Here is a 24,839-nt window from a genome sequence, read left to right as displayed (position 1 = left end):
GGACCGGCCCCGCGTGGGTGGGTACGCCGCCGGCGGCGGCCGCAGGGTGGGGCGGACCAGGGCGGTGCCAGCGCCGAGGAGGCCCCGGGCCGTGGCCCGGACGGGGAAGCCGCTGCCAGGGCGATGGCGCCTGATCACCGCCGGCGCGCTGATCGGCTGCCCGAACCCCGCGCCGCGGGGCAGACGGCGGGCAGGGTGCCGATCCGGGTGACGGGCAGCAGGGGGGAAGACGCCCCCGGCGGCCGGTGGCGTACTGCCGGGCGCCCGCCGCACGCGCCGTCGCGGGGTGGTCCGGCCGATGGCGGGAATGCTGGAGTGGCGGCCGGCCGGGCCGCCCGTCCGGAAGGAGAATGCCGCGTGATCCCCGTACCCCCCGGACTCGGCGGCGGACCGGTCTATCTGGACCACAACGCCACCACGCCCGTCGATCCACGCGTGGTGGAGGCGATGCGGCCGTACCTGGCGGACCGGTTCGGCAACCCCTCCAGCGGTCACGTCCTCGGCGCCGAGCCCGCCGCCGCCCTGGTCCGCGCCCGTGGCCGGGTGGCCGGGCTGATCGGCGCGCGGGCCGGGGAGATCGTGTTCACCGGCTCCGGCTCGGAGGCCGACAATCTCGCCCTGCGCGGGGCGGTGCTGGCCGCTTCCGTCGACCGTCCGCATGTGATCACGCAGGTCACCGAGCACCCGGCGGTCCTGGAGACCTGCCGGGCGCTGGAGCGGCTGCACGGCGTGGAGGTGACCCGCCTGCCTGTCGACGGCGACGGGCTCGTCGACCCCGCCCACCTGGCCGCAGCCTTCACCGGGCGGACCGTCCTCGTCTCGGTCATGGCCGCCAACAACGAGACGGGCGCCCTCCAGCCGATCGCCGAACTCGCCCGCGTCGCCCGCGCCCACGGAGCGCTGTTCCACTGCGACGCCGCGCAGGCGGCCGGCAAGGTCCCGCTCGACGTGCGCGGGTGGGGCGTGGACCTGCTGACGGTCGTCGGGCACAAGATGTACGCGCCCAAGGGCGTGGGCGCGCTGTACGTGCGCGAGGGCGTCGCCCTCGAACCCCTCGTCTACGGGGGCGGGCAGGAGCGCGGACTGCGGGCCGGCACCGAGAACGTGGCCCTCGCCGTCGCCCTGGGCACGGCGGCCGAACTCGCCTCGCGGGAACTGGCCGCGGGCGCGCACAGGAAGGTGCGGGACCTCCGCGACCGCCTCCACGCGCGGCTGGCCGATGCGCTGCCGGGCCGCGTCCACCTCAACGGGCCGGCCGAAGCCCGCCTGCCCAACACCCTCAACATCAGCATCGACGGCATCCGCGCGCCCGAACTCCTGGCAGCCGTCCCCGAGGTGGCCTGCTCCACCGGTTCGGCCTGCCACAGCGGCGACCCGACGCCCTCACCGGTGCTGCGGGCCATGGGCCTGGACGACGACCGTGCCCTGTCGGCCCTCCGTCTCTCCCCGGGCCGCTGGACCACCGCCGAAGACGTCGACTCGGCGGCCCGTCTCCTGGCCGCCGCTGTCGGCAGCTCGTGAGGCCGCCGATCCCGCCGCATCCCTGAACCCGGAGGCCCGGCCGTTCCCGTCGGTCCGGATCGGCTTGCGCGGAGCCGAACTTGTCCAGACACCTTTTCTCCACAGACCGATCGGCCGCCGTTCCCTCGGAGGTACCGCCGGGTGCCTACTGTGACCCTGTCATGTACGCGTCCCGTCAGTCGGTCACGGGCCGGGGGCAACCCCCACTTCCACCAGGAGAGCGCATGGTCTCGCGTCGTACCGCCGCCGTCCTCACCTCCGCGGCGGCAGCCGCGCTGTTCGCCGCCGCCGGCTACCCGGCCCCCGCCGCGAGCGCGGCCACCGGCACCGGCCTGTCGGTGTTCGCCTGGAACGTCGATCTGGCCACCCCGGTCGTCGACAGCACCCAGAACGAGAAGGCGGCCCAGCGCACCCCCACCGTCGAGTCGATCGTCCGCGAGCACAGCGCGGACGTGGTGGTGCTGGACGAGGACTTCAACAACAGCTCGACCGCCGACATCACCGCCAAGCTCGCCGATCTCTACCCGTACCACACCCCGGTGGTCGGCCAGACCTGCTCCGGCGGCGGCTGGACGGGCATCAGCGGTGACTGCTCGAACTCGTGGTTCGTCATCAACGGCGGCACGCTGATCCTGTCCAAGTACCCGATCACCGCCCAGTACGCCCACGTCTTCAGCAACTCCACCTACGGCACCTGGGACTACCACGCCAACAAGGGCGCGGCGCTGGTGCAGATCGACAAGGGCGGGGTGAAGAGCTGGGTGGTCGGCACCCATCTCCAGGCCGACGAGTCCGACACCTCCACCGACACCACGCAGGCCACCCGGCTCGCCCAGCTCGGCGAGATCCGCACCTGGGTGGACGGCATCGCCGGCACCGGGGGTCCCGTGCTGATCGGCGGGGACCTGAACGTGGAGTACTACGGCGGCCGGTCGCGCGGCGACTACGCCGACGCCCAGTCCGCGGTGGGCGGTGTGCTCGGCACCCCGGCCGCCGACCCCGGCCAGACCCTGCGGACCATGGACTGCCCGGTCTCCGCCTGGTGCCAGTACATGTCCGGCGTCGAGTCCTTCCCGAAGGACTACCGGGACGACCTCGACTACATCGGCTACCTGAACGCGCCGGGCCGCCCGGCGCCGGCGGCGATGTCCGCCGTCAAGGTCGACTTCGACCCCCAGTCCGGCTGGACCGCGGGCCAGACCGACACCAACGCCCCCAGCGACCACTACCCGGTCGAGGCGACGTTCCAGCTCGGCTGACGCCCGCGCCGCGGTCCCGCCGGGACGGACTAGTCCGCCGCGCCGGCCCGGAACGCTGTTACTCACTTTCGGGTGACGGAGCGTCTCCGGCCGGGACCGGCGGCCCGGACGGCACGTTGTGCAGGCCAGTGCTGAGGCGGCGACGGCGCCTGACGAAGGGTCAATCCGCGCCTTCGGGAAATATATGGACATTGCAGGGGTCAGTCACAGGAATATGTTGAAACGGTAATGCCAGGCACATCTCTCCCACATACCGGGCGCCCGGGTTGCAGAGTGTGAGTGCGCGGCCAGCCGGCCGCCAACCGCACCACGCACCACCGCCGGCCTGCGACGTTGTGACGATCGCGGCGCCACGCGGGGTGCTCCGGACCTCTGTAGGGGGATCCTCGTGACCGTTTCCGCTTCTGTGCGTCGCATGACCGCCGTTGCCGCCGTGGCGGCCGCCGCCGTGGGTGCCGTCGCGCTGCCGGCCGCGGCCGCCGACCACCCGTCGCACCACTGGGGGCACCACGACAACGTCTACATCAGCGGCGTGCGGGCCTCCTCCGAGCGCGACGAACACTCCAACCGCGCCCTGGTCAGGGAGTGGGTGGACATCACCAACAGCTCGCGCCGCACCGTCAACCTCGACGGCTGGACCCTGTCCGACCGGGACGGCCACACCTACACCTTCCACCACTACCGCCTCTTCGGCCGGTCGACCGTCCGCGTCCACACCGGCTTCGGCTACGACACCCGCACCGACCTGTTCCAGGACCGCCGCCACTCCGTGTGGGACTACAACGACACGGCGACCCTGCGCAACGACGACGGCCGCTTCGTAGACGACGCCTCCTGGGGCCGCCGCCACCGCTGACCGGCTCGTCCCCGGCGGCCACGGCGCCTGACGGGTGGCACGGCGCTCTCTCGGGCGAGTGCCCCGCCACCCCGACGCCTTCGCCCCGCGGCACCGGTCCGCCGGCCGGCCACCCGGCCGGGCAGGCGGGACTGAACAGGCCCACGGCTCCGACCGGTTCGGACGCCGTGGGCCTTCGCCGTCATCGACCCCTTTCGCCTTCGCCCCCTTCGCCTCCCGCCCCGCGCCCGCCGTCCGCGCCCAAGTGATCCCCGGCGCCGCCAATCCGCCGCCCGACCGGTTCCGGATTACGGGGGACAGCCCTGATCACGGCCGGCGAAGGAGAGGCGATGACACAGACGTCCACGGAGGCGTCGCGGGGACCGGGACCGGAGCGGGGGCACGGGCGGCGAACGGCCGTGCTGGGAGCCGGGGTGGCGGGCCTGACCGCCGCCTACATCCTGGCCCGCACCCGGCACGTGACCCTCTACGAGGCCGACGACCGGCTCGGCGGGCACGCGCACACCCACGAGCTGACATCGCCGTACGACGCACGGGTGCACCGCGTCGACTCCGGGTTCATCGTGCACAACCGCCGCACGTACCCGAACCTGCTGCGGCTGTTCGACGAACTCGGCGTCGCCACACGGGAGTCCGAGATGAGCATGTCGGTGCGCTGCGAGGGCTGCGGGCTGGAGTACGCCGGCGCCCGCGGCCCGGCCGGCCTGTTCGCCCAGCCCCGCAACCTCCTGCGCGGCCCCTACCTGCGGCTGCTGGCGGAGGTGCCCCGCTTCCACCGCGCGGCCCGGCGCCTCCTGGCCGACGACGCCGAAGCCACCCTCACACTCGGGGAGTTCCTCGACCGGGAGGGCTTCTCCGCCTACTTCCGCGCCCACTTCACGACACCGCTGGTGTCGGCCGTGTGGTCCTGCGACGCCCGCACCGCCCAACGCTTCCCGGCCGCCCACCTGTTCCGGTTCCTGGAGCACCACGGGATGCTCGCGGTCGGCGGCTCACCGTTGTGGCGCACGGTGCGCGGCGGCTCCCGCGAGTACGTCGACCGGCTCGCCAAGCACATCCCCGAGATCCGTACCGCCACCCCCGTCCGGGCCGTACGGCGCCACGCCGACGGGGCCGACGTCACCGCCGGGGACGGCACGACCGAGTCGTACGACTCCGTGGTGATCGCGGTCCACCCGGACCAGGCCCTGCGGCTGCTGGCCGACGCCGGGGAGCGGGAACGGGTGGTGCTCGGCGCCTTCCGATACTCCCGCAACCCCACGCTGCTGCACACCGACACCGGGCTGCTGCCGCGGGCCCGCGGCGCCCGGGCCTCCTGGAACTACCTCATGCCGTCCTGCGCGGCGGGCGCCGACCTGGTGCGGGTCAGCTACGACATGAACCGGCTGCAACGCCTGGACGCCACCGAGACGTTCGTGGTCACCCTGGGCGGCGAGGACCGGGTCGCACCCGCCCGCGTACTGGCCCGCATGGTCTACGAGCATCCCGTCCACACCCCGGAATCGGTGGCGGCCCAGCGGCTCCTGCCCGGGCTGAACAGCCCCGTCTGCGCGTTCGCGGGCGCGTACCACGGCTGGGGGTTCCACGAGGACGGCTGCCGCTCCGGCGCCGAGGCCGCCGCCGCGCTCGGAGGGCCGTGGTGAGCGCCGTACCCGCCCTGTACTCCTGCGCGATCACGCATGTGCGCACCGCGCCCCGGCGCTACGCCCTGCGGCACCGCACGTACCTGTGGCTCGTCGACCCCGACCGACCGCCCCGGCTCCCGCGCCTCCTGCGGCCGCTGGCCCGGTTCGACCCCCGCGACCACTTCACCGGCGAACAGCCCACGGTCCGGGCCGGCCTCGACGCCTTCCTCGCGGCGCACGGGATGAGCCTGGACGGCGGACGCGTGCTGATGCTCGCCCACGCCCGCGTGCTCGGACACGTCTTCAACCCCCTCACCCTGTACTGGTGCCACGGCCCCGGCGGCGAGCTGCGCTGCGTGGTCGCCGAGGTGCACAACACCTACGGCGGCCGGCACTCCTATCTGCTGCGCCCGGACGCGGCCCAGAACGCGCGCACCGCCAAGGAGTTCTACGTGTCGCCGTTCTTCCCGGTCGACGGCCACTACCGCATGCGGCTGCCGGCGCCCGGGCAGCGGCTCGACCTGACCGTGCACCTGGACCGCGAGGGCGGCCGGGCCCTGACCGCGACGGTCCGCGGCACCCGCCGTCCGGCGAGCACGGCGGCCCTGCTGCGCCTCGCGCTGCGCCACCCCTGGTCCACCCTCGCCGTGTCGGCCGCCATCCGGGCCCACGGCATACGCCTCTACCTGCGCGGGCTGCCCGTCCGGCCCCGCCCCGACGACCACCGCACCCCGGAGAACGCGACATGAGGACAGCAGAGCCCCGCACCGCTCCGAACGGGCACACCGGCGCCCCCGATCCCGCCCGCCGGCCCGGCGTCGCCGCCGTACCCCGGGCGTCCCGGCTCCGCACGGCCGCGACCGGGGCCGTCGTACGGCACGCCCTGCGCGCCCTGCCGCTGCGGGCCCGGTTCGCCGGCGCGGACACCGTGGGCCTCGGCGGCCCCCTGCTGGAGGTGCGCGACCCGCACAGCTTCCACGCGCGCGTGGGCACCGACGGCCTGGTCGGCTTCGGCGAGTCCTACATGGCCGGCGAATGGGACGCCCCCGACCTGGTCGCCGCCCTCACCGTGCTCGCCGCGCACGCCGCCGACCTGGTCCCGGCCCCGCTGCGGGGGCTGCGCCGCCTGTGGGCGCCGCGGCAGCCGCACGGCGAGCGCAACACCCCCGACGGCTCCCGCGCCAACATCAGCCGCCACTACGACCTGTCCAACGACCTGTTCGCCCTCTTCCTCGACGACACCCTCAGCTACTCCGCCGCGCTCTTCCGGGGCTTCCCCGCGAGCCGGGACCTGCTCGCGGCGGCCCAGCACCGCAAGATCGACCGGCTGCTCGACCTGGCCGGCGTGGGCGAGGGCACCCGGCTGCTGGAGATCGGCACCGGCTGGGGCGAACTGGCCCTGCGGGCCGCCGCGCGCGGTGCCCGGATCACCTCCCTGACCCTCTCCCGGGAACAGCGGGCGCTGGCGCGGGAACGCGTGCGCGCGGCGGGCCACGACGACCGGGTCTCGATCGAGCTGTGCGACTACCGCGAGGCCCGCGGCGAGTACGACGCCGTCGTCAGCGTGGAGATGATCGAGGCGGTCGGCGCGGAGTTCTGGCCGGTGTACTTCCGCACCCTGGACGAGCGGCTGGCGCCCGGCGGCCGGGTGGCGCTCCAGGCCATCACCATGCCGCACGACAGACTGCTCGCCACCCGCGGCAGCTTCACCTGGATCCACAAGTACGTCTTTCCCGGCGGTCTGATCCCGTCCGTGCGGGCCGTCGAGGAGAGCGTGCGCGAGCACACCCGGCTGACCGTCGCCCGCCGCGACGCCTTCGGCGCCCACTACGCCGAGACGCTGCGCCTGTGGCGGGAGCGGTTCACGGCCCGCGCCGAGGAGGTCGAGGCGCTCGGCTTCGACGAGACCTTCCGCCGTATGTGGACCTTCTACCTCGCCTACTCCGAGGCCGGCTTCCGCTCCGGCTACCTCGACGTCCAGCAGTTCCTGCTCACGAAGGAGGACCCCGCCCGATGACCGGACTCCAGTCCGCCGCCCGCCCCGGTGCCGCCCACCGCCTCGCCGCCCTCGCCGGGGACGTGCTCGGCGGACCCCTGCCCCTGCGGCTGCGCGCGTGGGACGGCAGCGAGACCGGTCCGGCGGACGCGCCCGTGGTCGTCCTGCGCTCCCGGCGCGCCCTGCGCAGGCTGCTGTGGCAGCCCGGCGAACTGGGCCTGGCGCAGGCGTACGTCACCGGCGAACTCGACGTCGAGGGCGACCTCGGCCAGGCGCTGAGGGCGGTGTGGGCCGCGGCGCGCGAACGCGGACCGCACCCGCCCCGGCTCACCTCCGCCGACCGGGCCCGCGCCCTCGCCACGGCCGTGCGGCTCGGCGTCGTGGGCGCCCCGCCGCCCGCCCCCGCCTCGCAGGCCCGGCTGCGCGGCGGACTGCACAGCCGGGCCCGCGACCGGGACGCCGTCAGCCACCACTACGACCTGTCCAACGACTTCTACGGCCTTCTCCTCGACGACACCATGGCCTACTCGTGCGGCTACTGGGCGGGCGAGGACCCCGCCTTCACGCCCGCCGACGCCCAGCGGGCCAAGCTGGAGCTGGTCTGCCGCAAGCTCGAACTCGGGCCCGGGGCCCGGCTGCTGGACATCGGCTGCGGCTGGGGATCGCTCACCCTGCACGCGGCCGAACGGCACGGGGCCCTGGTCACCGCCGTGACGCTGGCCCGGGAGCAGGCGGCGTACGTGCGCGAACGGGTGCGCGAGCGGGGCCTCGGCAACCGGGTGGAGGTGGTGTGCCAGGACTACCGGGACATCGCCGACGGCGCCTTCGACGCCGTCGCCGCGATCGAGATGGGCGAGCACGTCGGCGACGCCGGGTACCCGGCGTTCGCCGCCGCCCTGCACCGGCTGGTGCGGCCGCGGGGGCGGGTGCTGGTGCAGCAGATGTCGCGGGGCCGGAACGCCCCCGGCGGCGGGCCCTTCATCGAGGCGTACATCGCCCCCGACATGCACATGCGGCCGCTCGGCGAGACGACGGGACTGCTGGCGGCGGCCGGTCTGGAGGTCCGGCACGTCGAGTCGCTGCGCGAGCACTACGTCCGGACGATCGCCGCCTGGCACCGCACCCTGGAGGAGCGCTGGGAGGCGTTCGTCCGGCTGGTGGGGGAGGAGACCGCGCGGGTGTGGCGGCTGTACCTGGCCGGCGGGGCGCTGTCGTTCGAGGAGGGGCGCATGGGCGTCGACCAGATCCTGGGCGTGCGGCCCGCCCCCGGCGGCGACAGCGGGATGCCGGCGACCTGCCGGCGGTGGTACGCGGGGCTGGAGACGCCGTGAACGGGTTTCCCTGGGGGGCGTTCGCCGTCAACCTCGGCTGGGCGGCCGCAGCGGCGCTCGCCGTCATGCTCGTCACCTTCGCCCTCGCCGTGCGCGCGGGCGTGCACCGGATCGTGGACGTCGCCTGGGGGATCGGCTTCACCGCCGTCGCCGCGGTGACGTTCGCGGTCTCCGCGGGGCACGGAGACGGCGTGCGGCGGGCCCTCGTCACCGCCCTGACCGCGCTGTGGGGGCTCCGGCTCGCCGCGCACATCGCCCGCCGCGGCCGGGGCCACGGCGAGGACCCGCGCTACGAGGCGATGCTGGCCAGGGCCCCCGGCAACCGGAACGCGTACGCCCTGCGGATGGTCTACCTGCTGCAGGGCGCCCTGGTGTGGCTGGTGTCCCTGCCCGTCCAGGCGGCGCAGTACGTTCCCGGCCGGCCGTCGCTCCTCACCTGGGCCGGTACCGCGCTGTGGGCGGCCGGACTCGCCTTCGAGGCAGTCGGCGACGCCCAGCTCGCCCGCTTCCGGGCCGATCCGGCCAACCGGGGCCGGATCATGGACCGCGGCCTGTGGGCCTGGACCCGGCACCCCAACTACTTCGGGGACTTCTGCGTCTGGTGGGGTCTGTTCCTCCTGGCCTGCGACGCCCCGGCAGCGGCGGCCGTGTCCGTGGTGTCCCCGGTGGTGATGAGCCTGCTGCTGGTACGGGGCAGCGGCAAGCGGCTGCTGGAACGGCACATGGCCGGCCGGCCGGGCTACGCCGAGTACGCCGCCCGCACCAGTGGCTTCCTCCCGCGGCCGCCGAGGCGGCGGTGACGGACCGGCCAGGTGACCGTCCGGCGGCCGCGCGCGAGAATCGGGGCCACGGCCCGCTTCCGCCGGTGCCGGCAGACCGAGAAGGAGTGCCCAGCGTGCGTCAGGACGAGACCGGCCTCCTCCGGCCGCCCGGGGCGGCCCTCGTGCCGCGGCTGCTGCCGGCCCGCCCCCGGGCCGCCGTGCTGCTGCTGCACGGCGGGAGCGAGACCAGCGATCGGACCTCCCGTCCCTGGCACCCCGCGCCGCTGCGCATGCGCCCCTTCCACCGGGCGATCTCGGCCGGGCTGCCGTACGACGACATCCTGCTCGCCCAGGTGCGCTACCGCCTGCGCGGCTGGAACGGCACCCGCGCCGACCCCGTGCCGGACACCCTCGAGGCGCTGGGCCGGCTCGCCGAACTGTCCGGCCCCGTGCCCACCGTGCTCGTCGGCCACTCCATGGGGGGCAGGGCCGCGCTGCACGCCGCCGGGCACCCGCAGGTGCGCGCCGTGCTCGCCCTGGCGCCCTGGTGGCCGCCGGGCGAGCCGGTGGCGCAGATGACGGGCCGGCACATCGTCGTTCTGCACGGCGAACGGGACCAGGTCACCTCGCCCGCCGACTCGGCCGACTACGTGCGCCGGGCGCGCGGCACGGCGGCGCGGGCGGCGATGGCCGTCGTCCGCGACGGCGACCACGCGATGATCCGGCGCCACCGCTTCTGGCACCGCACCACCGCCGCCGTGGTCGCCCACCTCCTCGCCCCCGACACCTGCCCCGACCCCCTCCCGCCGGAGTGCCGCACCGCGGCCGACTTCCCGGTGCTCTGACCGGTCAGGCGGGGAAGCCAAGGAGGGCGAGCGGTGCGGAGGTGGGCCGCTCGGAGCCGCCGGCCGGCTCGACGGTGACCCCCATGCCCGAGGCCCCGCCCACGGCACCGCGCAGCAGCACGGCCTGGTCGGTGCGGCCGGGGTCCATGAGTCCGGCCGACCGCATGGTGCCGGCGTCGTCGAACCACAGCTGGTAGACCTTCCCGCCGGGCGGACGCGCCATCCCGGAGACGACGAACACGGCCTTGTCCTCGCTCCGGGAGACCACGATCGTGCCGGTGGCGCCGCCGCCCAGCGCGGCGGCCCGCGTCCTGGCGTCCGGCGCGGCCAGCACCGCGGCGATCCCCTCCGTGCCCTGCTGCGCCCGGTGCGCCTGGCGCAGGGCGTCCTCGGCCCTCTGGTGCTGCCACAGCGTGGTCCCGCCGAGCGCGGCGGCCGCCGCGAGACAGGCGGCCAGCGCCCACCGGTGCACCGGGCGGCCCCGCGGACCGGTCCGGCCCGGGCGGACGGCCGCCAGGGCGCCCGGTGACTGCTGCCGGACGGCGGTGATCCGGTGCAGCACCCGCTCGCGCATGGCCGCCGGAGGCGTGACGGAGACGGCGAGGCCCAGCCGGGCGGCGGTGGCGGACAGCTCGGCGGTCTCCTCGGCGCACGGCTCGCAGGCCGCGAGATGCCGTTCGAACACGGCCCGTTCCTCGTCGGGCAGGGCGTGCAGGGCGTAGGCGCCCGTCATCCGGTGCAGATCGGCGGTCGTCACGCGGTCACCCCCAGGCAGTCGCGCAGTCGGATGAGTCCGTCCCGCAGCCGGGTCTTGACGGTGCCCAGCGGAAGCGTCAGCGCCTCCGCCACCTGGCGGTAGGTCAGCCCGCGGTAGTAGGCGAGCGTGACGGCCTGGCGCTGGATCTCGGTCAGCGTCCGCAGACAGCGCCGCACCTGCTCCCGCTCCAGCCGGGCCTCGACCTGCTCGGTCACCTCGTCGAACTCGGGCGTCCGCGCCAGCAGCGCGGCCTTGTGGTCCCGGACCACCGCGGCCTCCACCGAGCGCACCCGGTCCACCGCACGGCGGTGCGCCAGCGTGAGGATCCAGTTGATGGCCGTCCCCCGGTCCGGGCGGTACCGGGGAGCGGTCCGCCACACCTCCACCAGGACCTCCTGGGCGACCTCCTCCGACTGCGCCTGATCGCGCAGGACGGCACGCACGACGCCCAGGACGGGGCTCACCACGACGTCGTAGACGGAGGCGAACGCCTCCTCGTCGCCCAGCGCCACGCGGCTCACGAGCTCCTGCAGGTCCGGTTCCGACGAGGGGTTTCTGCCGATGTGCACGGCTTCTTTCACAGGGGGGCCTCCGCGGTCGGTACATCTCCGGGCGTAATCCGGTCCCGACGGGACCGCGGATTGGTCCGGGTGCGGACGGGAAAACGGGCCGCCGCCGAGGTGGGCGGCGGCGCGGGAGCAGCACCGTACCGGCACGCCCAGCGGTCGTGGTCCCGCCGTCACCCTCGCCCGGCGAGGGCCTCGGCGAGGGCCTGGGCCTGGTCCGGCGTGATGCCGAGGGCGAGCGGGATCCGGCGGGGGCTGTACGGCGAGGAGCAGACGGCGACCGGGTTGCCGGCGGCCACGGTCCAGCGCGGGTCCCCGCCCGGCGCCGGCTCCAGCAGGCTCGCCGCCAGCTCGCCCGCCGCGCCGGACGGTATGCCGCAGTGGACCAGCGCCTGCGCCACCGTGCCGCGGGCCTCGTCGGGTGTCTCCGCGTCCCCGAGCATCGGGAGGAACAGCAGCAGGCGCTGGGACGCATCGGTGAGGCCGGCACCGTGGGCCGGCGCGGGCGCCGCCGCGACAGCGGTGAGCTCCGCCCAGGACAGCCCCGGACCCGCGCCCTCGGCGCCGCACTGCCCGAGGAAACCGAGCCGTCCCCAGTCCGGGTGCCGGACGAAGAAGTCGACGTCGTTCGTGTCCTCGAAGGTGGCGTACACGACGTAGGCCGTGTGCCCGCCGGCGAGGGGGGCGCGCAGCACGGGCCAGGGCTCCCCGGCGTCGCCGAGGCGCTCCACCATGTGCTCGTACGCCGCCGCGTCCACCCCGTACCGCTCCGGATCCGCGGCCAGGTCACCGACGGTCAGCAGCAGATGCGCCAGCCAGAACGCGGCCTCCCCCGCGAGCCCCTCGCCCGCCGTCAGCTCGCAGTCCTCGAAGTACTCCGGTATGCACACGTCCTCGGCCATGCGCGGAGCGTACTCGTCCCCGCCGGCTCAGCCCTGCGGCCTGCAGTCCCAGAGGGAGAAGCTGCCGTCGAACCTGCGGCCGTAGGCGCTGGGGCGGATGCGCGTGCAGTGGGACTTGATCCAGGTGGTGGCCGGGGTGGTGGGGCGCTGGGTGGTGAGCAGCGCGTAGCGCAGCTGGTGGCCGGAGACGAGCGTGCCGACCTGCTGGGCGGTGGGGAAGGGCGTGTTGCCGGTGAAGCCGCCCATGACGAGCATGGGTTCGGACTCGGCGCGCAGCAGCGGCTCGGCGGTGTAGGCGGCCTGGGTGGCGAGCAGGTACTTCTCGCCGTGCCGGTGCGAGGTGAGGTAGCTCAGCAGCGCCGTGTCGCGGGAGCTGGGCCGGCCGAGCCCGACCCTGGTGGGCGAGCGGCGGTGGTGGGTGGCGTCGTTGTACCGGAGGCCGACCGGGCCGGCCATCGGCGAGGTGGAGGCGCCCGCGTAGCTCGGGTCGAGGCAGGAGAAGGCCCAGCCGGCCGGGAGGACCAGGGTGGCCGCGATGCCGGCGGCGAGGGCGCTGTGGACCATCCGCGCGGAGGTGCGCGGCCCGCGGCTCCACAGGCCCAGCGCGCCGCAACCCGCGAGCATCAGGGCGACCGGCAGCAGCCAGGAGACGAACCGGCTCGGCCAGTCGAGCACCAGCGCCCACACCGCCGTCAGCACGATCGCCGACGGCAGCACCGCACGCCGTTGCCCGCCCGCCTCGTACTCCTCCCAGAAGAGCGCGAACCCGCCGCCGGTCAGCGCGGCGAGCGCCGGGGCGATGACGGCGGTGTAGTAGGCGTGGTTGCCGTTGGAGGAGCTGAACACCATGGCGTGCACGGCCAGCCAGCCGCCCCAGAGCACGAATCCCGCGCGCCGCAGGTCGGTTCGCGGCTGCCCGGCGCGCCAGACGATGCCCAGGACCGCGGCGAGCACCGCGAGCGGCAGGAGCCAGGCGATCTGCGGGCCGACCGTGTGGTTGACCAGCATCCCCCAGCCGGTGTTGCCGGTGGTGCGGCTGGCGGCGGTGCCCGCGACGGCGCCGAACGCGGTGGAGTCGCTGCCGAAGCGGCTCAGGCCGTTGTAACCGAAGACCAGGGTGAACGGATCGTTGTTGGACGTTCCGTCGAGGTACGGGCGGTCGGCGGCCGGCGTCACCCAGGCGAGCAGCACCCAGGAGCAGGAGACCACCAGGGCGACCGCACCGGCCAGCAGGACACGCAGCGCCCGGTGCAACCGGGTGCCGGGCGCGACGAGTTGGTAGACCACGGCGAAGACCGGCAGCACCAGCCACGCCTGGAGCATCTTCGCCTGGAAGGCGAGCCCGACCCACACCCCGCAGGTGATCAGCGGCAGCAGCCGCCCGGTCCGCACCGCCTTCTGCAGCGCTCCCGCCGCCGCCACGAGCAGCAGGGTGAGCGCGGTGTCCGGGATGGTGGCCCGGTTGAGGACCACGGTGACCGGGGTGAGGGTGAGCGCCAGCGCGGCGATCAGCGCCGCGAGCGGCCCGGCCCAGGCCCGTACGATCCGGTGCAGCAGCCATACGGTGAGCACGCCCTCGACGACCTGCGGCAGCGCGGCCGCCCAGCTGTGCGGGCCGAACAGCCAGACCGAGGCGGCCTCGGGCCAGAAGGCGCCGGGGAGCTTGTCGATGGTGATCGAACCGGCGGCGTCGAGCCCGCCGAAGACGAAGGCGCGCCAGCCGGCGGCCATCGACCGTATCGCCGCGCCGTAGAAGGGGTGGATCGCGGCGGTCCCGATACCCCAGGAGTACAGCACCACGGCGACGACCAGCACCGCGGCGAGCGCCGGGCGCTCCCAGCGCGGAACGGCTTCCGGCAGGCCGGAGCGACGGTCCGCCCGGTTGCGCCGGTGCGCGCCGGCGGACTGGGCGGCGGGGATGGTGGCCATGACAGTGGTCCTCGGATCAGCGGGTCGGGTGGAGCGGTGGGTTCACAGGCGGCGGGCGGCCCGGAAGCCGCGGGCGTAGAAGTCGGTGCCGTCCAGCAGCGAACGGCCCGACAGGTCGCCCATGGTGGGGCCGTTGGCGGCGGAGCGGCTGGAGTAGAAGCGGTGCCGGCCCTCGTCGTCGAGGCCCATGTACATGCCGCAGTGGTCGATCAGGTCCGGCCGGTCCTTGATGATGGCGAAGAAGACCAGGTCGCCGGGTTGCAGGGCGCCGAGGTCGGTGGGCTGCCCGCCGGTGTCGGGGATCACCAGGCGGCCGGGGCCGTGGGCGGCGATGGCGAAGGCGCGGCGCGGCAGTCCGGCGCCCGCGGCGTTGGTGTTGTGCAGGGGCACGCCCATGCGGTAGCCCCACACCAGACGCTGGAAGCCGGAGCAGTCGACGTCGCCGTAACGGGCCTTCTGCGGCTGCACGCGCGTGCCGTCCGGGAAGGTCCAGGGCACGCCCAGGTAGTCGTAGAAGTCGGACTGCTCGTCGTGGTAGGCGAAGTCCAGCGGGTTGCTGACGTCCTGGTTGCGCGGGCCGAAGTGCGCGGTGCCCGCGTAGCGCACGCCGGAGCCGTTGTGCCTCTCGGGCGCTCCGGCGCTGCTGTACTGGAACGCCACCGCGAAGACGTCCGGGCTGGTGTCGTCGAGCGTCTTGGGGAACCAGCGCCTGAACCAGGCGGACTTCTCCATGCCCTGCTGCCACTCGTGGGGCAGCACCCGCACCCAGGCGTTGGTGGTCAGCGTGGCGTCGGTGGTCCGCGGCTCGCTGAAGCTGCGGTCGGGCCCGGTGAGCACGGCGGTACGGGCTCCGTCGGTGAAGGTGGCGATCGTGTCGCCGTCGGAGTTGCGGACCACCGTGCGGCTGGGGGCGGACAGCCGCTCGAAGGTGTGCGGCCCGGAGTGCCGGACGCTCTGCCCGTCGCCCGTGCCGCCGGCGCTCCCGCCGGCGTCGCTGCCGCCGCCGCTGCCGTGCCCGAGGTTCTCCCAGGCGAACCCGCCGGCCACCCCGGCAGCCGCCACGCCCGCGATCGTCCCGAGCACGGCGCGGCGGGTCGGGCGGCTGCGCCTGCCGCCGGGTTCAGAGTGCATGGGCCGATCCTCCTGGAGGTGCGGGATGAAGGGACGGTGGCCGGGTCAGCCGGTGGGCAGGGCGCCGAGCAGCAGACCGGCGACCAGCACCACGTACGTGGCCAGCGTCACCGCCGTGGTCGAGATGAGGGTGGGCGCCAGGGGCTGGCGGACCATCTGGTAGGAGACCAGGCCGGGGACGATGAAGCCAAGCGTCTGTGACGTGTACAGCAGCGGAAACTCGTGGTTGAGGGCGAGCATCACGGTGGTCTGCATCAGCACCGCGCTCAGCACCACGGCGGCGAACAGCCGTTTGCCGTAGAGGATCACGGTGCGCTGCAGCAGCTTCGTCATGAAGAACGAGAGCGCGGCGACACCGACCATCAGCGCGGCCATCTGCACGTCGGTGATGAGCGTGAGGGCGATCCAGCCGGGTGTGATCATGCCCCCGGGCGAGAGGTTGGTGGTCAGGTAGCAGACCAGCGAGAAGACCAGCCCGAGGGCGATCCCGAGCGCGGCGGTCTGTGCGGTGAGGTTGGCGGGGATCACTTACGGGTTCCTCGTGGACTGGTACGGATCGTAGGAGTGGTGCCGGCCGTCCTCGGCCCTTTCGTCCTCGGGCCGGCCGTGGCGGGCGGCGAACCGGCGGGCCAGTTCGCGCTGCGCCGGGATGTGCACGCCGTACGCCGGTGTCTCCAGCGGCGCCACCCAGCTGAACGGCTCCGGCTCGGGCGGGCGGGCCACCGCCATGTGCCGGGGCACCGCGATCTGCATGGTCTCCTGGTCCAGGCCGTCGCCCTGGGGAACGGCGGCGGGCTCGTCCTCGGAGTCGTCCAGCGGCAGTTCGGCGAGGCACTCCAGGAACAGCTCGCCCTGGCCGTGGATGTTGCCGATCGCCACCAGCGAGGAGGTCGGGGCGAGTTCCGCGAGGAGCGCCGCGGTCAGCTCCTCGGGGTCCCGGCGGTCGCCGCCGAGGTCCACCACCCGTCCGGCGAAGTCGGCCGGGATGGCGTCGCGGGCGCTCTTGGTCGGGTGGCCGATCAGGAAGACCACCTCGGCGCGCAGGGCGGGCACGATCGCGCCCATCTGCCCGTTGCGCTCCACCCGGTCCGGGCGGCAGTTGATGACCACGTTGAGCGGCCGCCTGATCGCGCCCAGGTCCTCCAGCTGCTGGACGTTCATCAGTGTCGACTCGGGGTCGTTGGCCGCGAAGACGTTGGCGAACCGCAGCCGCTTGCCCTCCGGGGTGATGTAGCGCTCCACCGACAGCACGCCCGGGTCCGGCGGCGCGTCCCACATGCCCTGCAGCGCGGTCTGCCGTTCCACGCCGAGCAGTTCGGCGACGGCGAGCGCGATCGCCACGTTCTCCTTGAAGGTGAACCAGCTGAAGCCACGCAGTTCGGCGTCGGTCACCGTCTCCGGATCGACCGCGATCAGACGGCAGTTCCGCCTGTCGGCCTCCTCCTGGAGGATGTGCAGCCGGTCCTTCTCCGCCGTCACACAGATCCCGCCCACCGGCATCGAGCGGGAGAGGGAGCGGGCGACGTCGTCCAGCGTCGGGCCCATCTCCTCCAGATGGTCCTCGCGGACGTTGCACAGCACGCCGATGGTGGAGCGGATCAGCTTCTCCTGGTTGATCTCCTGCAGGGCGGGCATCACCGCCATGCACTCGATCACCAGCGCGTCCGGCCGGTAGGTCGCGGCCCGGCGCACGATGCCGATCTGCTCCACGATGTTGGACAGCCCGAACTTGCGGTACACCGGCTCCTCGGTGGCGTCCGGGTGGATGAACCGGGCCGCCGTGCCGGTGGTCTTGGCCACCGTGACCAGGCCGCCGCCGCGCAGCGCGCCCGCGCACAGCCGGGTGATCGAACTCTTGCCGCGGATGCCGTTGACCAGCACCCGCGCCGGTATCTGCTCCAGCGAGTCGAAGTGCCGCTTCTGCTCCAGGATTCCGGCGATCCACAGCCCGGCGCAGCACATCAGGAGTACGACATAGAGGAAGAGCACGCCGATTCCGTCCTTCTACCGCTGGAGTGAGTTGTCGTGCCGGTACGAGGCATGGCCGGCGGCCGAGCCGGATCTGGCCGCCCGGCCGCGTTCCGCCAGGGACTGGCGGATCAGCTCCAGGCTGCGGGTGACCGAGCCGACCTCGTCGTGGTTGACGGGGTGCAGCACGGTACGGCGGTCCCCGGCGGCGAGCCGCTCGATGAGCACGGCGACCGAGCGCAGCGGCCGGATCACCACGACGTGCAGCCAGCCCAGGCAGGCCGTGCCCAGCGTGAGGCCCAGGATGCCGGCGAGCATGGTGCGCTGCTCGGCCTGGACCGCGGGGAGCTGGAGCGCCGCCGCGGGTTCAGCGGTCACCACGTGCCAGCCGAGGCGGGCGGTCGGGCCGGTCTGCGCCAGCGGCGCGGCGGCGTCGACCGACGGGCCGGAGGACGAGGAGAGCACCGCCGAGGTCGCGGTGCCCGCGGTGCCCGGGGCGCCCTTGCCGGCGCGGGCGAGACGGGTCAGGCCGGAGTCGGGCAGCGCCTGGAAGGCGCGGTAGCCCACGCTCGACGCCAGCACCTTGTAGTTGTCGTCCGTCACCCAGACACTGCCCAGGTTCGGCCGGGCCAGGTTGGAGTTGAGCGTGTTGACGTCGATCTCGCCGAAGAGCACCACCCCGGCCGCCGGGGACTTGCCCTTGGCGGCCCGCACCTGGGCGTAGGCGGCGATCGCCGGGATCCGGCCCGAGGTGTTGACGGTGGTGATCCCGCCGCCGCTGGGCACGTGGACGAGGGTGCGCAGCGGCGAGCCGCCCACCCGCAGCGTGACGTCGCCGGAGCGGTCGAGGAGATACAGCGAGCGGTACTGCTTGTGGTCGTGGAGCGTGCGCTGCAGAACCTGGTTCTGCGCGGCCCGGGTCCGGCCCGGCAGGCTTCCGGCCACGTCGCTCAGGTCCGTGTACGACTGGTCGAGCGACTGCCGGATCCGGTTCGTGGCGATCTCGGTGCGCACCTGCTGGGTGGCGAGGACCGGAGCCGGCACCGCGGTCGTGCTGTCCGCCCGGTTCAGCATGAAGACCATCGGCATGCCCCAGCAGGCCACCAGCACCGCGCCGACCACGGCCAGTGCCCGGTAGCCCGGTCCGCGCGGGGCCGGGAACTCCTCCGGGCCGCTCTCGCCGAGCAGTTGCCGACGCAGTGACTCCAGCGCCCGCCCGATCCGGGCCAGTTCGCCGAAGCCGTGCACCGGTACCGGCCGGGACAGCTCCTCGAACGCGAGCGGCCCGCCCTCGGTGGCGCCCCGGGCCAGGCGGCCGGCGGACAGGTACAGCCGCAGCAGCGGCTGCTGCACGGCGAAGTGCAGCGCCAGTCCGAGCAGCAGCGCGAGGGCGGCCAGGCCGCGGCGGCCAGGGCGGCCGACAGGGCGGTGGCGCCGGCCATCGCGAAGCACACCGCCAGCGGGAACCGGCCGATCAGCAGCCCCGTCGCCAGCGCTCCCCCGGAACCTCCGGCGTTGACCGCCGTGTTCACCCAGGCCCCGGCCCGGGTGCGGGCCCCCTCGGCCGCGCTCTCGTCGGCCAGGAGGTACGCCGTGGTCAGTGCCGGGGCGATGAACGCTCCCGCGAGCGCCATGGCCCCGGTGAGCGTCCACAGGCCTGGTGCCAGGCCCGCCGCCGCGACCACCGCGCCCAGGCCCACCGCGAACCAGCACAGCCGGGTGCGGGCCGGCGCCCGCCACGCCACCGCCCCGTTGACGAGCCCGCCCACCGCGCTGCCGACGGAGAGCGCGCCCAGCACCCAGGGCACCAGGGCGGTGCCGTGCGAACGCTCGGCGACGAAGGCCGTCGCCAGGAGGTCCACCCCGCTGAGGGCCAGTCCGACACCGAGGGCCACCGCGACCGGCGCCAGCAGTCCGTGGGCCCCGCCGCGCCGCCCCGTGGGGGCCGCGGGACGCGGTCCGGGCAGCGCCGGGGACGTGACGAAGACACAGGTGCCGCCCACGATCAGCAGCGCGCTCAGCAGGATCCCGGAGGCCGGCGGCGCGAACCCGATCAGCGCGCCGACCAGGACCGGGCCGGAGACGTACAGCAGTTCCTCGGCGACTCCGTCCAGGCTGTAGGCGCGCTGCAACAGCGCCCGGTCGGGAACGAGTTCGGCCCACAGGGCGCGCATGGTGGGGCCCAGCGGCGGCGCACAGGCCCCGGCGAGGGCGGCGGCCCCGGCGACGGCCGCCGAGAGCGCCCCGGGACGCCAGGTGAGGGCCGCCAGGGCGCACAGCAGGGCGCCGTACAGCGCCGCCATGGCCGGCAGGGCCCGGCGCGGGCCGTACCGGTCGATCAGCGAGGCCCGCAACGGCATCAGGAACACCGTCATGGCGCCGAACAGGGACATCACGGCACCGGAGACGGCGTAGGACCCGGTGGCGCGGGTGACGGACAGCAGGACGGCCAGGGAGACCGTGCCGTAGGACAGGCGCGCGATCAGGGCCGCGGCGAAGGTGCGGCGCGCGTGCGGGACGCGCAGGACGGCGGCGTACGAGGGCCGCGAAGGGTGCGTGGACACGCTGGAGTTCCTCTGCGGGAGGCGGAAGAGGGGACACCGAGGGACGCGAGGGCCGGTCGGCGGCCTCGCGGTCCGGTGCGCGCTCTACGCCAGGGGGAGGAACATGTGGATCAACGTACCAACAGGGCCGGGAGCCGGCCAGGGGTCAGCCCTCGGTCAGGCCCGCCACCAGTTCGTCCGCCGCCCGGTACGGGTCCAGCTCGCCGGTGACGATGCGCTCGGCGAGCGCGCTGAGGCGGCGGTCCCCGTGCAGGTCGCCGATGCGTTCGCGCAGCGCGGTGACCGCGATGGTCTCCACCTCGCGGGCCGCGCGGGCCAGCCGGCGCTCGGCGAGGACACCGCGCTCCTCCATCCAGGCGCGGTGCTTCTCCAGCGCCTCGACCACCTCGTCGACGCCCTGGGCGCGGGCCGCGACCGTCTTCACGATCGGTGGGCGCCAGTCGCCGGGGCCGCAGGACTCCCCCAGGCCCAGCATGTGGTTCAGCTCGCGGGCCGTGGCGTCGGCGCCGTCCCGGTCCGCCTTGTTGACGACGTAGACGTCGCCGATCTCCAGGATGCCCGCCTTCGCCGCCTGGATGCCGTCGCCCATGCCGGGCGCCAGGAGGACGACGGAGGTGTCGGCCTGGGAGGCGATCTCCACCTCCGACTGGCCCACGCCGACCGTCTCGACGAGGATCACGTCGCAGCCCGCGGCGTCCAGGACGCGGATCGCCTGGGGCGCGGACCACGCGAGGCCGCCCAGGTGGCCCCGGGTCGCCATCGAGCGGATGTAGACACCGGGGTCGGAGGCGTGCTCCGACATGCGCACCCGGTCACCCAGCAGGGCGCCGCCGGAGAACGGCGAGGAGGGGTCGACGGCCAGGACGCCGACCCGCCTGCCCTGCTTGCGGTACGCCGTCACCAGGGCGGAGGTGGAGGTCGACTTGCCGACGCCGGGTGAGCCGGTGAGGCCGACCACGTAGGCGTTGCCGGTCAGCGGGGCCAGGGCCGCCATGACCTCCCTGAGCTGCGGGGACGCCCCCTCCACGAGGGAGATCAGCCGGGCCACGGCCCGCGGCCGGCCTTCCCTGGCCTGGGCCACCAGAGAGGAGACGTCCTGCATCACAGCTCCGTTCGCTCGCAAGAAACTACTGCTCAGGCCTTCGGTACCCGCACGATCAGGGCGTCGCCCTGGCCGCCGCCGCCGCACAGCGCGGCCGCACCGGTGCCGCCGCCGCGCCGCTTGAGCTCCAGCGCCAAGTGGAGCACGAGCCGGGCGCCGGACATGCCGATCGGGTGACCCAGCGCGATGGCGCCGCCGTTGACGTTCACCTTTTCCGTGGACACGCCGAGGTCCTTCATTGACTGCACGGCGACCGCGGCGAAGGCCTCGTTGATCTCGATGAGGTCCAGGTCGGAGACCTCCAGGCCGTCCTTCTTCAGGGCGTGCAGGATGGCGTTGGACGGCTGGGACTGCAGGGAGTTGTCCGGGCCGGCCACGTTGCCGTGCGCGCCGATCTCGGCGAGCCACTCCAGGCCCAGCTCCTCGGCCTTGGCCTTGCTCATCACGACCACGGCCGCGGCGCCGTCGGAGATCTGCGAGGCGGAGCCGGCGGTGATCGTGCCGTCCTTGGAGAAGGCCGGGCGCAGCTTGCCGAGGGACTCGGCGGTGGTGTCGCCGCGGATGCCCTCGTCCTTGCTGAACAGGACCGGGTCGCCCTTGCGCTGCGGGATCTCCACGGGGGTGATCTCGGCCTCGAACAGGCCGTTCTTCTGCGCGGCGGCGGCCCGCTGGTGGGACAGGGCGGCGATCTCGTCCTGCTCGGGGCGCTGGATGCCGAGGCGGGTGTTGTGCTTCTCCGTGGACTCGCCCATGGCGATGCCCTCGAAGGAGTCGGTCAGGCCGTCGTGGGCCATGGCGTCGAGCATCTCCACCGCGCCGTACTTGAAGCCCTCGCGGGACTTCGGCAGCAGGTGGGGGGCGTTGGTCATGGACTCCTGGCCGCCCGCGACGACGATGTCGAACTCGCCGGCGCGGATCAGCTGGTCGGCCAGCGCGATCGCGTCGAGGCCGGAGAGGCAGACCTTGTTGATCGTGAGCGCCGGGACGCTCATCGGGATGCCGGCCTTGACCGCGGCCTGGCGCGCCGGGATCTGGCCCGCGCCCGCCTGGAGCACCTGGCCCATGATCACGTACTGCACCTGGTCGCCGCCGATGCCCGCGCGGTCGAGGGCGGCCTTGATCGCGAAGCCGCCCAGATCGGCTCCGGAGAAGGACTTGAGGGAGCCCAGCAGCCGTCCCATGGGCGTACGGGCGCCCGCGACGATCACAGAGCTGGTCGTTCCTGAAGACATGAGCTGCGATCCCCTTACCGGCCTGCACAGCCGAGGAGTGAACGAGGGTTTACTTCGAATGTACTGATGGCACTCCGTGCCGTCATCGGCCCGTCGGTGTGATCGCGCGCACGTTGCGTAACCACCGCATGCGCGCTGCACTGATTCCATGCTGACGCGAATCGACCACATCGGGATCGCCTGCCACGACCTCGACGCGACCGTCGAGTTCTACCGGGCCACGTACGGCTTCGAGGTGTTCCACACCGAGGTCAACGAGGAACAGGGCGTGCGCGAGGCCATGCTCAAGATCAACGAGACGTCGGACGGCGGCGCCTCCTACCTCCAGCTGCTGGAACCGACCCGCGAGGACTCCGCGGTCGGCAAGTGGCTCGCGAAGAACGGCGAGGGCGTCCACCACATCGCTTTCGGTACGGCGGATGTGGACACCGACTCCGAGGAGATCCGCGGGAAGGGCGTACGCGTTCTGTACGACGAGCCACGGCGCGGTTCCATGGGGTCGCGGATCACCTTCCTGCACCCCAAGGATTGCCACGGTGTCCTCACAGAACTGGTCACTTCGGCCCCGGTTGAGTCGCCCGAGCACTGACCCCCGTACATAAGGGCCGGTAGGGTTGGGGGCGGTCGTCCCCGAACACCGGGGCGGCCGCATGCCGGGGTCCGGGTTTCGGGGGACGAGCGTCGGGGCAGCAGCCCGTGCTATGCCGTTGATCTGACACCATTCCCCGGGGGCCCCGTTCGGCGGATGGACGGGACTCGTTGGAGAAGCTGACCAGGGGACGGATGGGACCGCGCAGTGCGGGGCTACGAGAGCCAGGAGCGAGAGCCGGCGGCTGACGTCGACCACCTCTCTCGGTTCGAGGCCGAGATGAAACGGCTGAGGACCGAGCGGGAGAAGGCGATCCAGCACGCCGAGGACCTCGGCTACCAGGTCGAGGTGCTGCGCGCCAAGCTGCACGAGGCGCGCCGCACCCTCATGACCCGGCCCGCCTACGACGGCGGCGACATCGGCTATCAGGCCGAGCAGTTGCTCCGTAACGCGCAGATGCAGGCCGAGCAGCTGCGCCAGGACGCCGAGCGTGAGCTGAGCCAGGTCCGGGCACAGACCCAGCGCATCCTCCAGGAGCACGCCGAGCAGGCCGCGCGGCTCCAGGCGGAGCTGCACCAGGAGGCGGTGACCCGGCGCCAGCAGCTCGACCAGGAGCTGGCCGAGCGCAGGACCACCGTCGAGTCGCACGTCAACGAGAACGTGGCGTGGGCGGAGCAGCTGCGCGCCCGGTCCGAGCAGCAGGCCCGCCGGCTCCTCGACGAGTCCCGCAGGGAGGCCGACCAGGCGATGGCCGCCGCCCGCGCGGAGGCCGAGCGGGTGACCCGCGAGGCCCGGGAGCGGCTGCAGAGCGACGCCGAGGCCGCCCGCGCGGAGGCCGAGCAGATCCTGCGCCGCGCCCGCACGGACGCCGAGCGGCTGCTGAACGCCGCCTCCACCCAGGCGCAGGAGGCCACCGACCACGCCGAGCAGCTGCGCACGGCCACGGTCACCGAGTCGGACTCCGCCCGCCGGCAGTCCACCGAGCTGAGCCGGGCCGCCGAGGAGCGCATGGCGCAGGCCGAGGAGGCGCTGCGCAAGGCGCAGACCGAGGCCGAGAAGCTGCTCACGGAGGCCAAGGAGGCCGCCGCCAAGGCCCTCTCCAGCGCCGAGGCCGCCAACGAGACGCGGACGCGGACCGCCAAGGAGCAGGTCGCCCGGCTGGTCGAAGAGGCCACCAAGGAGGCCGAGAACACCCGGGCCGAGGCCGAGCAGCTGGTCGCCGACGCGCGGGCCGAGGCCGAGAAGGTCCTCGCCGAGGCCGGCGAGCAGGCCCGCTCGCTCACCGCCGAGGAGACGGCCAGCCAGCTGTCCAAGGCGGCCAGGACCGCCGAGGACGTCCTCAACAAGGCGTCCGAGGACGCCCAGAGGACCACGAGGGCCGCCGCCGAGGAGGCCGAGCGGATCCGCACCGAGGCCGAGGCCGAGGCGGACCGGCTGCGCGCCGAGGCGCACGACATCGCCACGCAGCTCAAGGGCGCGGCGAAGGACGACACCAAGGAGTACCGCGCCAAGACGGTCGAGCTGCAGGAGGAGGCCCGCCGGCTGCGCGGCGACGCCGAGCAGCTGCGCGCCGACGCGGTCGCCGAGGGCGAGTCGATCCGTGCCGAGGCCCGCCGCGAGGCGGTGGCGCAGATCGAGGAGGCGGCCAAGTCCGCCGAGGAGCTGCTGGCCAAGGCCAAGGCGGACGCCGACGAGCTGCGGCAGAAGGCGACCACCGACAGCGAGAAGGTCCGCACCGAGGCCATCGAGCGCGCCACGTCGTTGCGCCGGCAGGCCGAGGAGACCCTGGAGCGCACCCGCAAGGAGGGCGAGCGGCTGCGCGCCGAGGCCGACGAGCGGGCCGAGGCGGTCCGGACGTACGCCGAGAAGGCCGCGCGCGACCTGCGCGAGGAGACCGAGCGCGCC

General features: G+C 74.1%; 20 protein-coding genes and 3 pseudogenes. 11 read left to right on the top strand and 12 right to left on the bottom strand.

Annotated elements, in window-relative coordinates:
• Nucleotides 1-357 precede the first annotated feature (357 nt).
• The 9 genes from ACWEN3_RS06690 (at nt 358) to ACWEN3_RS06650 (ending at nt 10,194) form a co-directional block, all read left to right on the top strand.
• Nucleotides 358-1,521, top strand: coding sequence for a cysteine desulfurase family protein (locus tag ACWEN3_RS06690; RefSeq protein ID WP_452966523.1), 1,164 nt, complete (start codon nt 358-360; stop codon nt 1,519-1,521).
• A 224-nt stretch (nt 1,522-1,745) separates the two neighbouring features.
• On the top strand, nt 1,746-2,780 hold the full coding sequence (locus ACWEN3_RS06685) for a sphingomyelin phosphodiesterase (protein WP_452966521.1): 1,035 nt from the start codon (nt 1,746-1,748) through the stop codon (nt 2,778-2,780).
• A gap of 415 nt (nt 2,781-3,195) precedes the next feature.
• Nucleotides 3,196-3,636, top strand: a complete 441-nt coding sequence (locus ACWEN3_RS06680; RefSeq protein WP_452966519.1) for a lamin tail domain-containing protein — start codon at nt 3,196-3,198, stop codon at nt 3,634-3,636.
• Nucleotides 3,637-3,965: 329 nt separating this feature from the next.
• Nucleotides 3,966-5,279 (top strand): NAD(P)/FAD-dependent oxidoreductase, encoded by a 1,314-nt coding sequence (locus ACWEN3_RS06675; protein ID WP_452966517.1) that lies wholly within the window; start codon nt 3,966-3,968, stop codon nt 5,277-5,279.
• The gene (locus tag ACWEN3_RS06670; RefSeq protein ID WP_452966515.1) at nt 5,276-6,010 is read left to right on the top strand and encodes a DUF1365 domain-containing protein; all 735 of its coding nucleotides are present in this window, start codon (nt 5,276-5,278) and stop codon (nt 6,008-6,010) included. The genes ACWEN3_RS06675 and ACWEN3_RS06670 overlap by 4 nt, the downstream gene beginning before the upstream one ends.
• Entirely contained in the window at nt 6,007-7,278 is a 1,272-nt protein-coding gene (locus tag ACWEN3_RS06665; protein WP_452966512.1) for a class I SAM-dependent methyltransferase, read from the top strand. The genes ACWEN3_RS06670 and ACWEN3_RS06665 overlap by 4 nt, the downstream gene beginning before the upstream one ends.
• Nucleotides 7,275-8,588, top strand: coding sequence for a class I SAM-dependent methyltransferase (locus tag ACWEN3_RS06660; RefSeq protein ID WP_452966510.1), 1,314 nt, complete (start codon nt 7,275-7,277; stop codon nt 8,586-8,588). Before ACWEN3_RS06665 ends, ACWEN3_RS06660 begins: the two co-directional genes overlap by 4 nt.
• Complete coding sequence (locus tag ACWEN3_RS06655) at nt 8,585-9,388, top strand: DUF1295 domain-containing protein (protein ID WP_452966507.1); 804 nt, start codon at nt 8,585-8,587, stop codon at nt 9,386-9,388. The genes ACWEN3_RS06660 and ACWEN3_RS06655 overlap by 4 nt, the downstream gene beginning before the upstream one ends.
• A gap of 95 nt (nt 9,389-9,483) precedes the next feature.
• Nucleotides 9,484-10,194 carry an alpha/beta fold hydrolase gene (locus ACWEN3_RS06650; protein WP_452966504.1) on the top strand — a complete coding sequence of 237 codons (711 nt, stop codon included), beginning with the start codon at nt 9,484-9,486 and terminating at the stop codon, nt 10,192-10,194.
• A gap of 4 nt (nt 10,195-10,198) precedes the next feature.
• Here ACWEN3_RS06650 and ACWEN3_RS06645 read toward each other — a convergent pair whose 3' ends face one another.
• The 12 genes and pseudogenes from ACWEN3_RS06645 to ACWEN3_RS06590 form a co-directional block, all read right to left on the bottom strand.
• Nucleotides 10,199-10,951: an anti-sigma factor gene (locus ACWEN3_RS06645; RefSeq protein WP_452966502.1), complete on the bottom strand. Its 753-nt coding sequence runs from the start codon at nt 10,949-10,951 to the stop codon at nt 10,199-10,201.
• On the bottom strand, nt 10,948-11,532 hold the full coding sequence (locus ACWEN3_RS06640) for a sigma-70 family RNA polymerase sigma factor (RefSeq protein WP_452966500.1): 585 nt from the start codon (nt 11,530-11,532) through the stop codon (nt 10,948-10,950). The genes ACWEN3_RS06645 and ACWEN3_RS06640 overlap by 4 nt, the downstream gene beginning before the upstream one ends.
• A gap of 158 nt (nt 11,533-11,690) precedes the next feature.
• Nucleotides 11,691-12,419, bottom strand: a complete 729-nt coding sequence (locus ACWEN3_RS06635; RefSeq protein WP_452966498.1) for a hypothetical protein — start codon at nt 12,417-12,419, stop codon at nt 11,691-11,693.
• Nucleotides 12,420-12,446: 27 nt separating this feature from the next.
• On the bottom strand, nt 12,447-14,348 hold the full coding sequence (locus tag ACWEN3_RS06630; protein WP_452966495.1) for an ArnT family glycosyltransferase: 1,902 nt from the start codon (nt 14,346-14,348) through the stop codon (nt 12,447-12,449).
• A gap of 42 nt (nt 14,349-14,390) precedes the next feature.
• Entirely contained in the window at nt 14,391-15,479 is a 1,089-nt protein-coding gene (locus tag ACWEN3_RS06625; RefSeq protein WP_452966493.1) for an NlpC/P60 family protein, read from the bottom strand.
• A gap of 45 nt (nt 15,480-15,524) precedes the next feature.
• Entirely contained in the window at nt 15,525-16,007 is a 483-nt protein-coding gene (locus ACWEN3_RS06620) for a poly-gamma-glutamate biosynthesis protein PgsC/CapC (protein ID WP_452966492.1), read from the bottom strand.
• On the bottom strand, nt 16,008-17,468 hold the full coding sequence (pgsB, locus tag ACWEN3_RS06615; RefSeq protein ID WP_452966490.1) for a poly-gamma-glutamate synthase PgsB: 1,461 nt from the start codon (nt 17,466-17,468) through the stop codon (nt 16,008-16,010).
• A gap of 15 nt (nt 17,469-17,483) precedes the next feature.
• Nucleotides 17,484-18,569: a HAMP domain-containing protein gene (locus ACWEN3_RS06610; protein ID WP_452966544.1), complete on the bottom strand. Its 1,086-nt coding sequence runs from the start codon at nt 18,567-18,569 to the stop codon at nt 17,484-17,486.
• 123 nt (nt 18,570-18,692) lie between these two features.
• A pseudogene (locus tag ACWEN3_RS06605) lies at nt 18,693-18,800 on the bottom strand (hypothetical protein); the annotation flags it as partial.
• A 53-nt stretch (nt 18,801-18,853) separates the two neighbouring features.
• Nucleotides 18,854-20,011 (bottom strand): annotated as a pseudogene (locus ACWEN3_RS06600) (MFS transporter); the annotation flags it as partial.
• A gap of 145 nt (nt 20,012-20,156) precedes the next feature.
• Nucleotides 20,157-21,113 (bottom strand): methylmalonyl Co-A mutase-associated GTPase MeaB, encoded by a 957-nt coding sequence (gene meaB, locus ACWEN3_RS06595; RefSeq protein ID WP_452966488.1) that lies wholly within the window; start codon nt 21,111-21,113, stop codon nt 20,157-20,159.
• Between the two features lie 32 nt (nt 21,114-21,145).
• Nucleotides 21,146-22,345 (bottom strand): acetyl-CoA C-acetyltransferase, encoded by a 1,200-nt coding sequence (locus tag ACWEN3_RS06590; RefSeq protein ID WP_452966486.1) that lies wholly within the window; start codon nt 22,343-22,345, stop codon nt 21,146-21,148.
• Nucleotides 22,346-22,493: 148 nt separating this feature from the next.
• Between ACWEN3_RS06590 and mce the strand changes: the two genes are divergently transcribed.
• Nucleotides 22,494-22,934 carry a methylmalonyl-CoA epimerase gene (mce, locus tag ACWEN3_RS06585; protein WP_452966485.1) on the top strand — a complete coding sequence of 147 codons (441 nt, stop codon included), beginning with the start codon at nt 22,494-22,496 and terminating at the stop codon, nt 22,932-22,934.
• A gap of 207 nt (nt 22,935-23,141) precedes the next feature.
• Nucleotides 23,142-24,839: pseudogene (gene scy, locus ACWEN3_RS06580) on the top strand (polarized growth protein Scy); the annotation flags it as partial.

The sequence above is a fragment of the Streptomyces sp. NPDC004561 genome (assembly GCF_053602155.1).
Note: the sequence above shows the minus strand (reverse complement) of the source record. Positions and strands in the feature narration are given on the sequence as shown.

Bases quoted from the DNA above. Each gene is read 5' to 3' on its own strand.
- ACWEN3_RS06685 (WP_452966521.1), top strand. From the start codon at position 1,746: ATGGTCTCGCGTCGTACCGCCGCCGTCCTCACCTCCGCGGCGGCAGCC.
- ACWEN3_RS06625 (WP_452966493.1), bottom strand. From the start codon at position 15,479: ATGCACTCTGAACCCGGCGGCAGGCGCAGCCGCCCGACCCGCCGCGCC.
- ACWEN3_RS06680 (WP_452966519.1), top strand. From the start codon at position 3,196: ATGACCGCCGTTGCCGCCGTGGCGGCCGCCGCCGTGGGTGCCGTCGCG.
- mce (WP_452966485.1), top strand. From the start codon at position 22,494: ATGCTGACGCGAATCGACCACATCGGGATCGCCTGCCACGACCTCGAC.
- ACWEN3_RS06665 (WP_452966512.1), top strand. From the start codon at position 6,007: ATGAGGACAGCAGAGCCCCGCACCGCTCCGAACGGGCACACCGGCGCC.
- ACWEN3_RS06675 (WP_452966517.1), top strand. From the start codon at position 3,966: ATGACACAGACGTCCACGGAGGCGTCGCGGGGACCGGGACCGGAGCGG.
- meaB (WP_452966488.1), bottom strand. From the start codon at position 21,113: ATGCAGGACGTCTCCTCTCTGGTGGCCCAGGCCAGGGAAGGCCGGCCG.
- ACWEN3_RS06635 (WP_452966498.1), bottom strand. From the start codon at position 12,419: ATGGCCGAGGACGTGTGCATACCGGAGTACTTCGAGGACTGCGAGCTG.
- ACWEN3_RS06590 (WP_452966486.1), bottom strand. From the start codon at position 22,345: ATGTCTTCAGGAACGACCAGCTCTGTGATCGTCGCGGGCGCCCGTACG.
- ACWEN3_RS06660 (WP_452966510.1), top strand. From the start codon at position 7,275: ATGACCGGACTCCAGTCCGCCGCCCGCCCCGGTGCCGCCCACCGCCTC.
- ACWEN3_RS06630 (WP_452966495.1), bottom strand. From the start codon at position 14,348: ATGGCCACCATCCCCGCCGCCCAGTCCGCCGGCGCGCACCGGCGCAAC.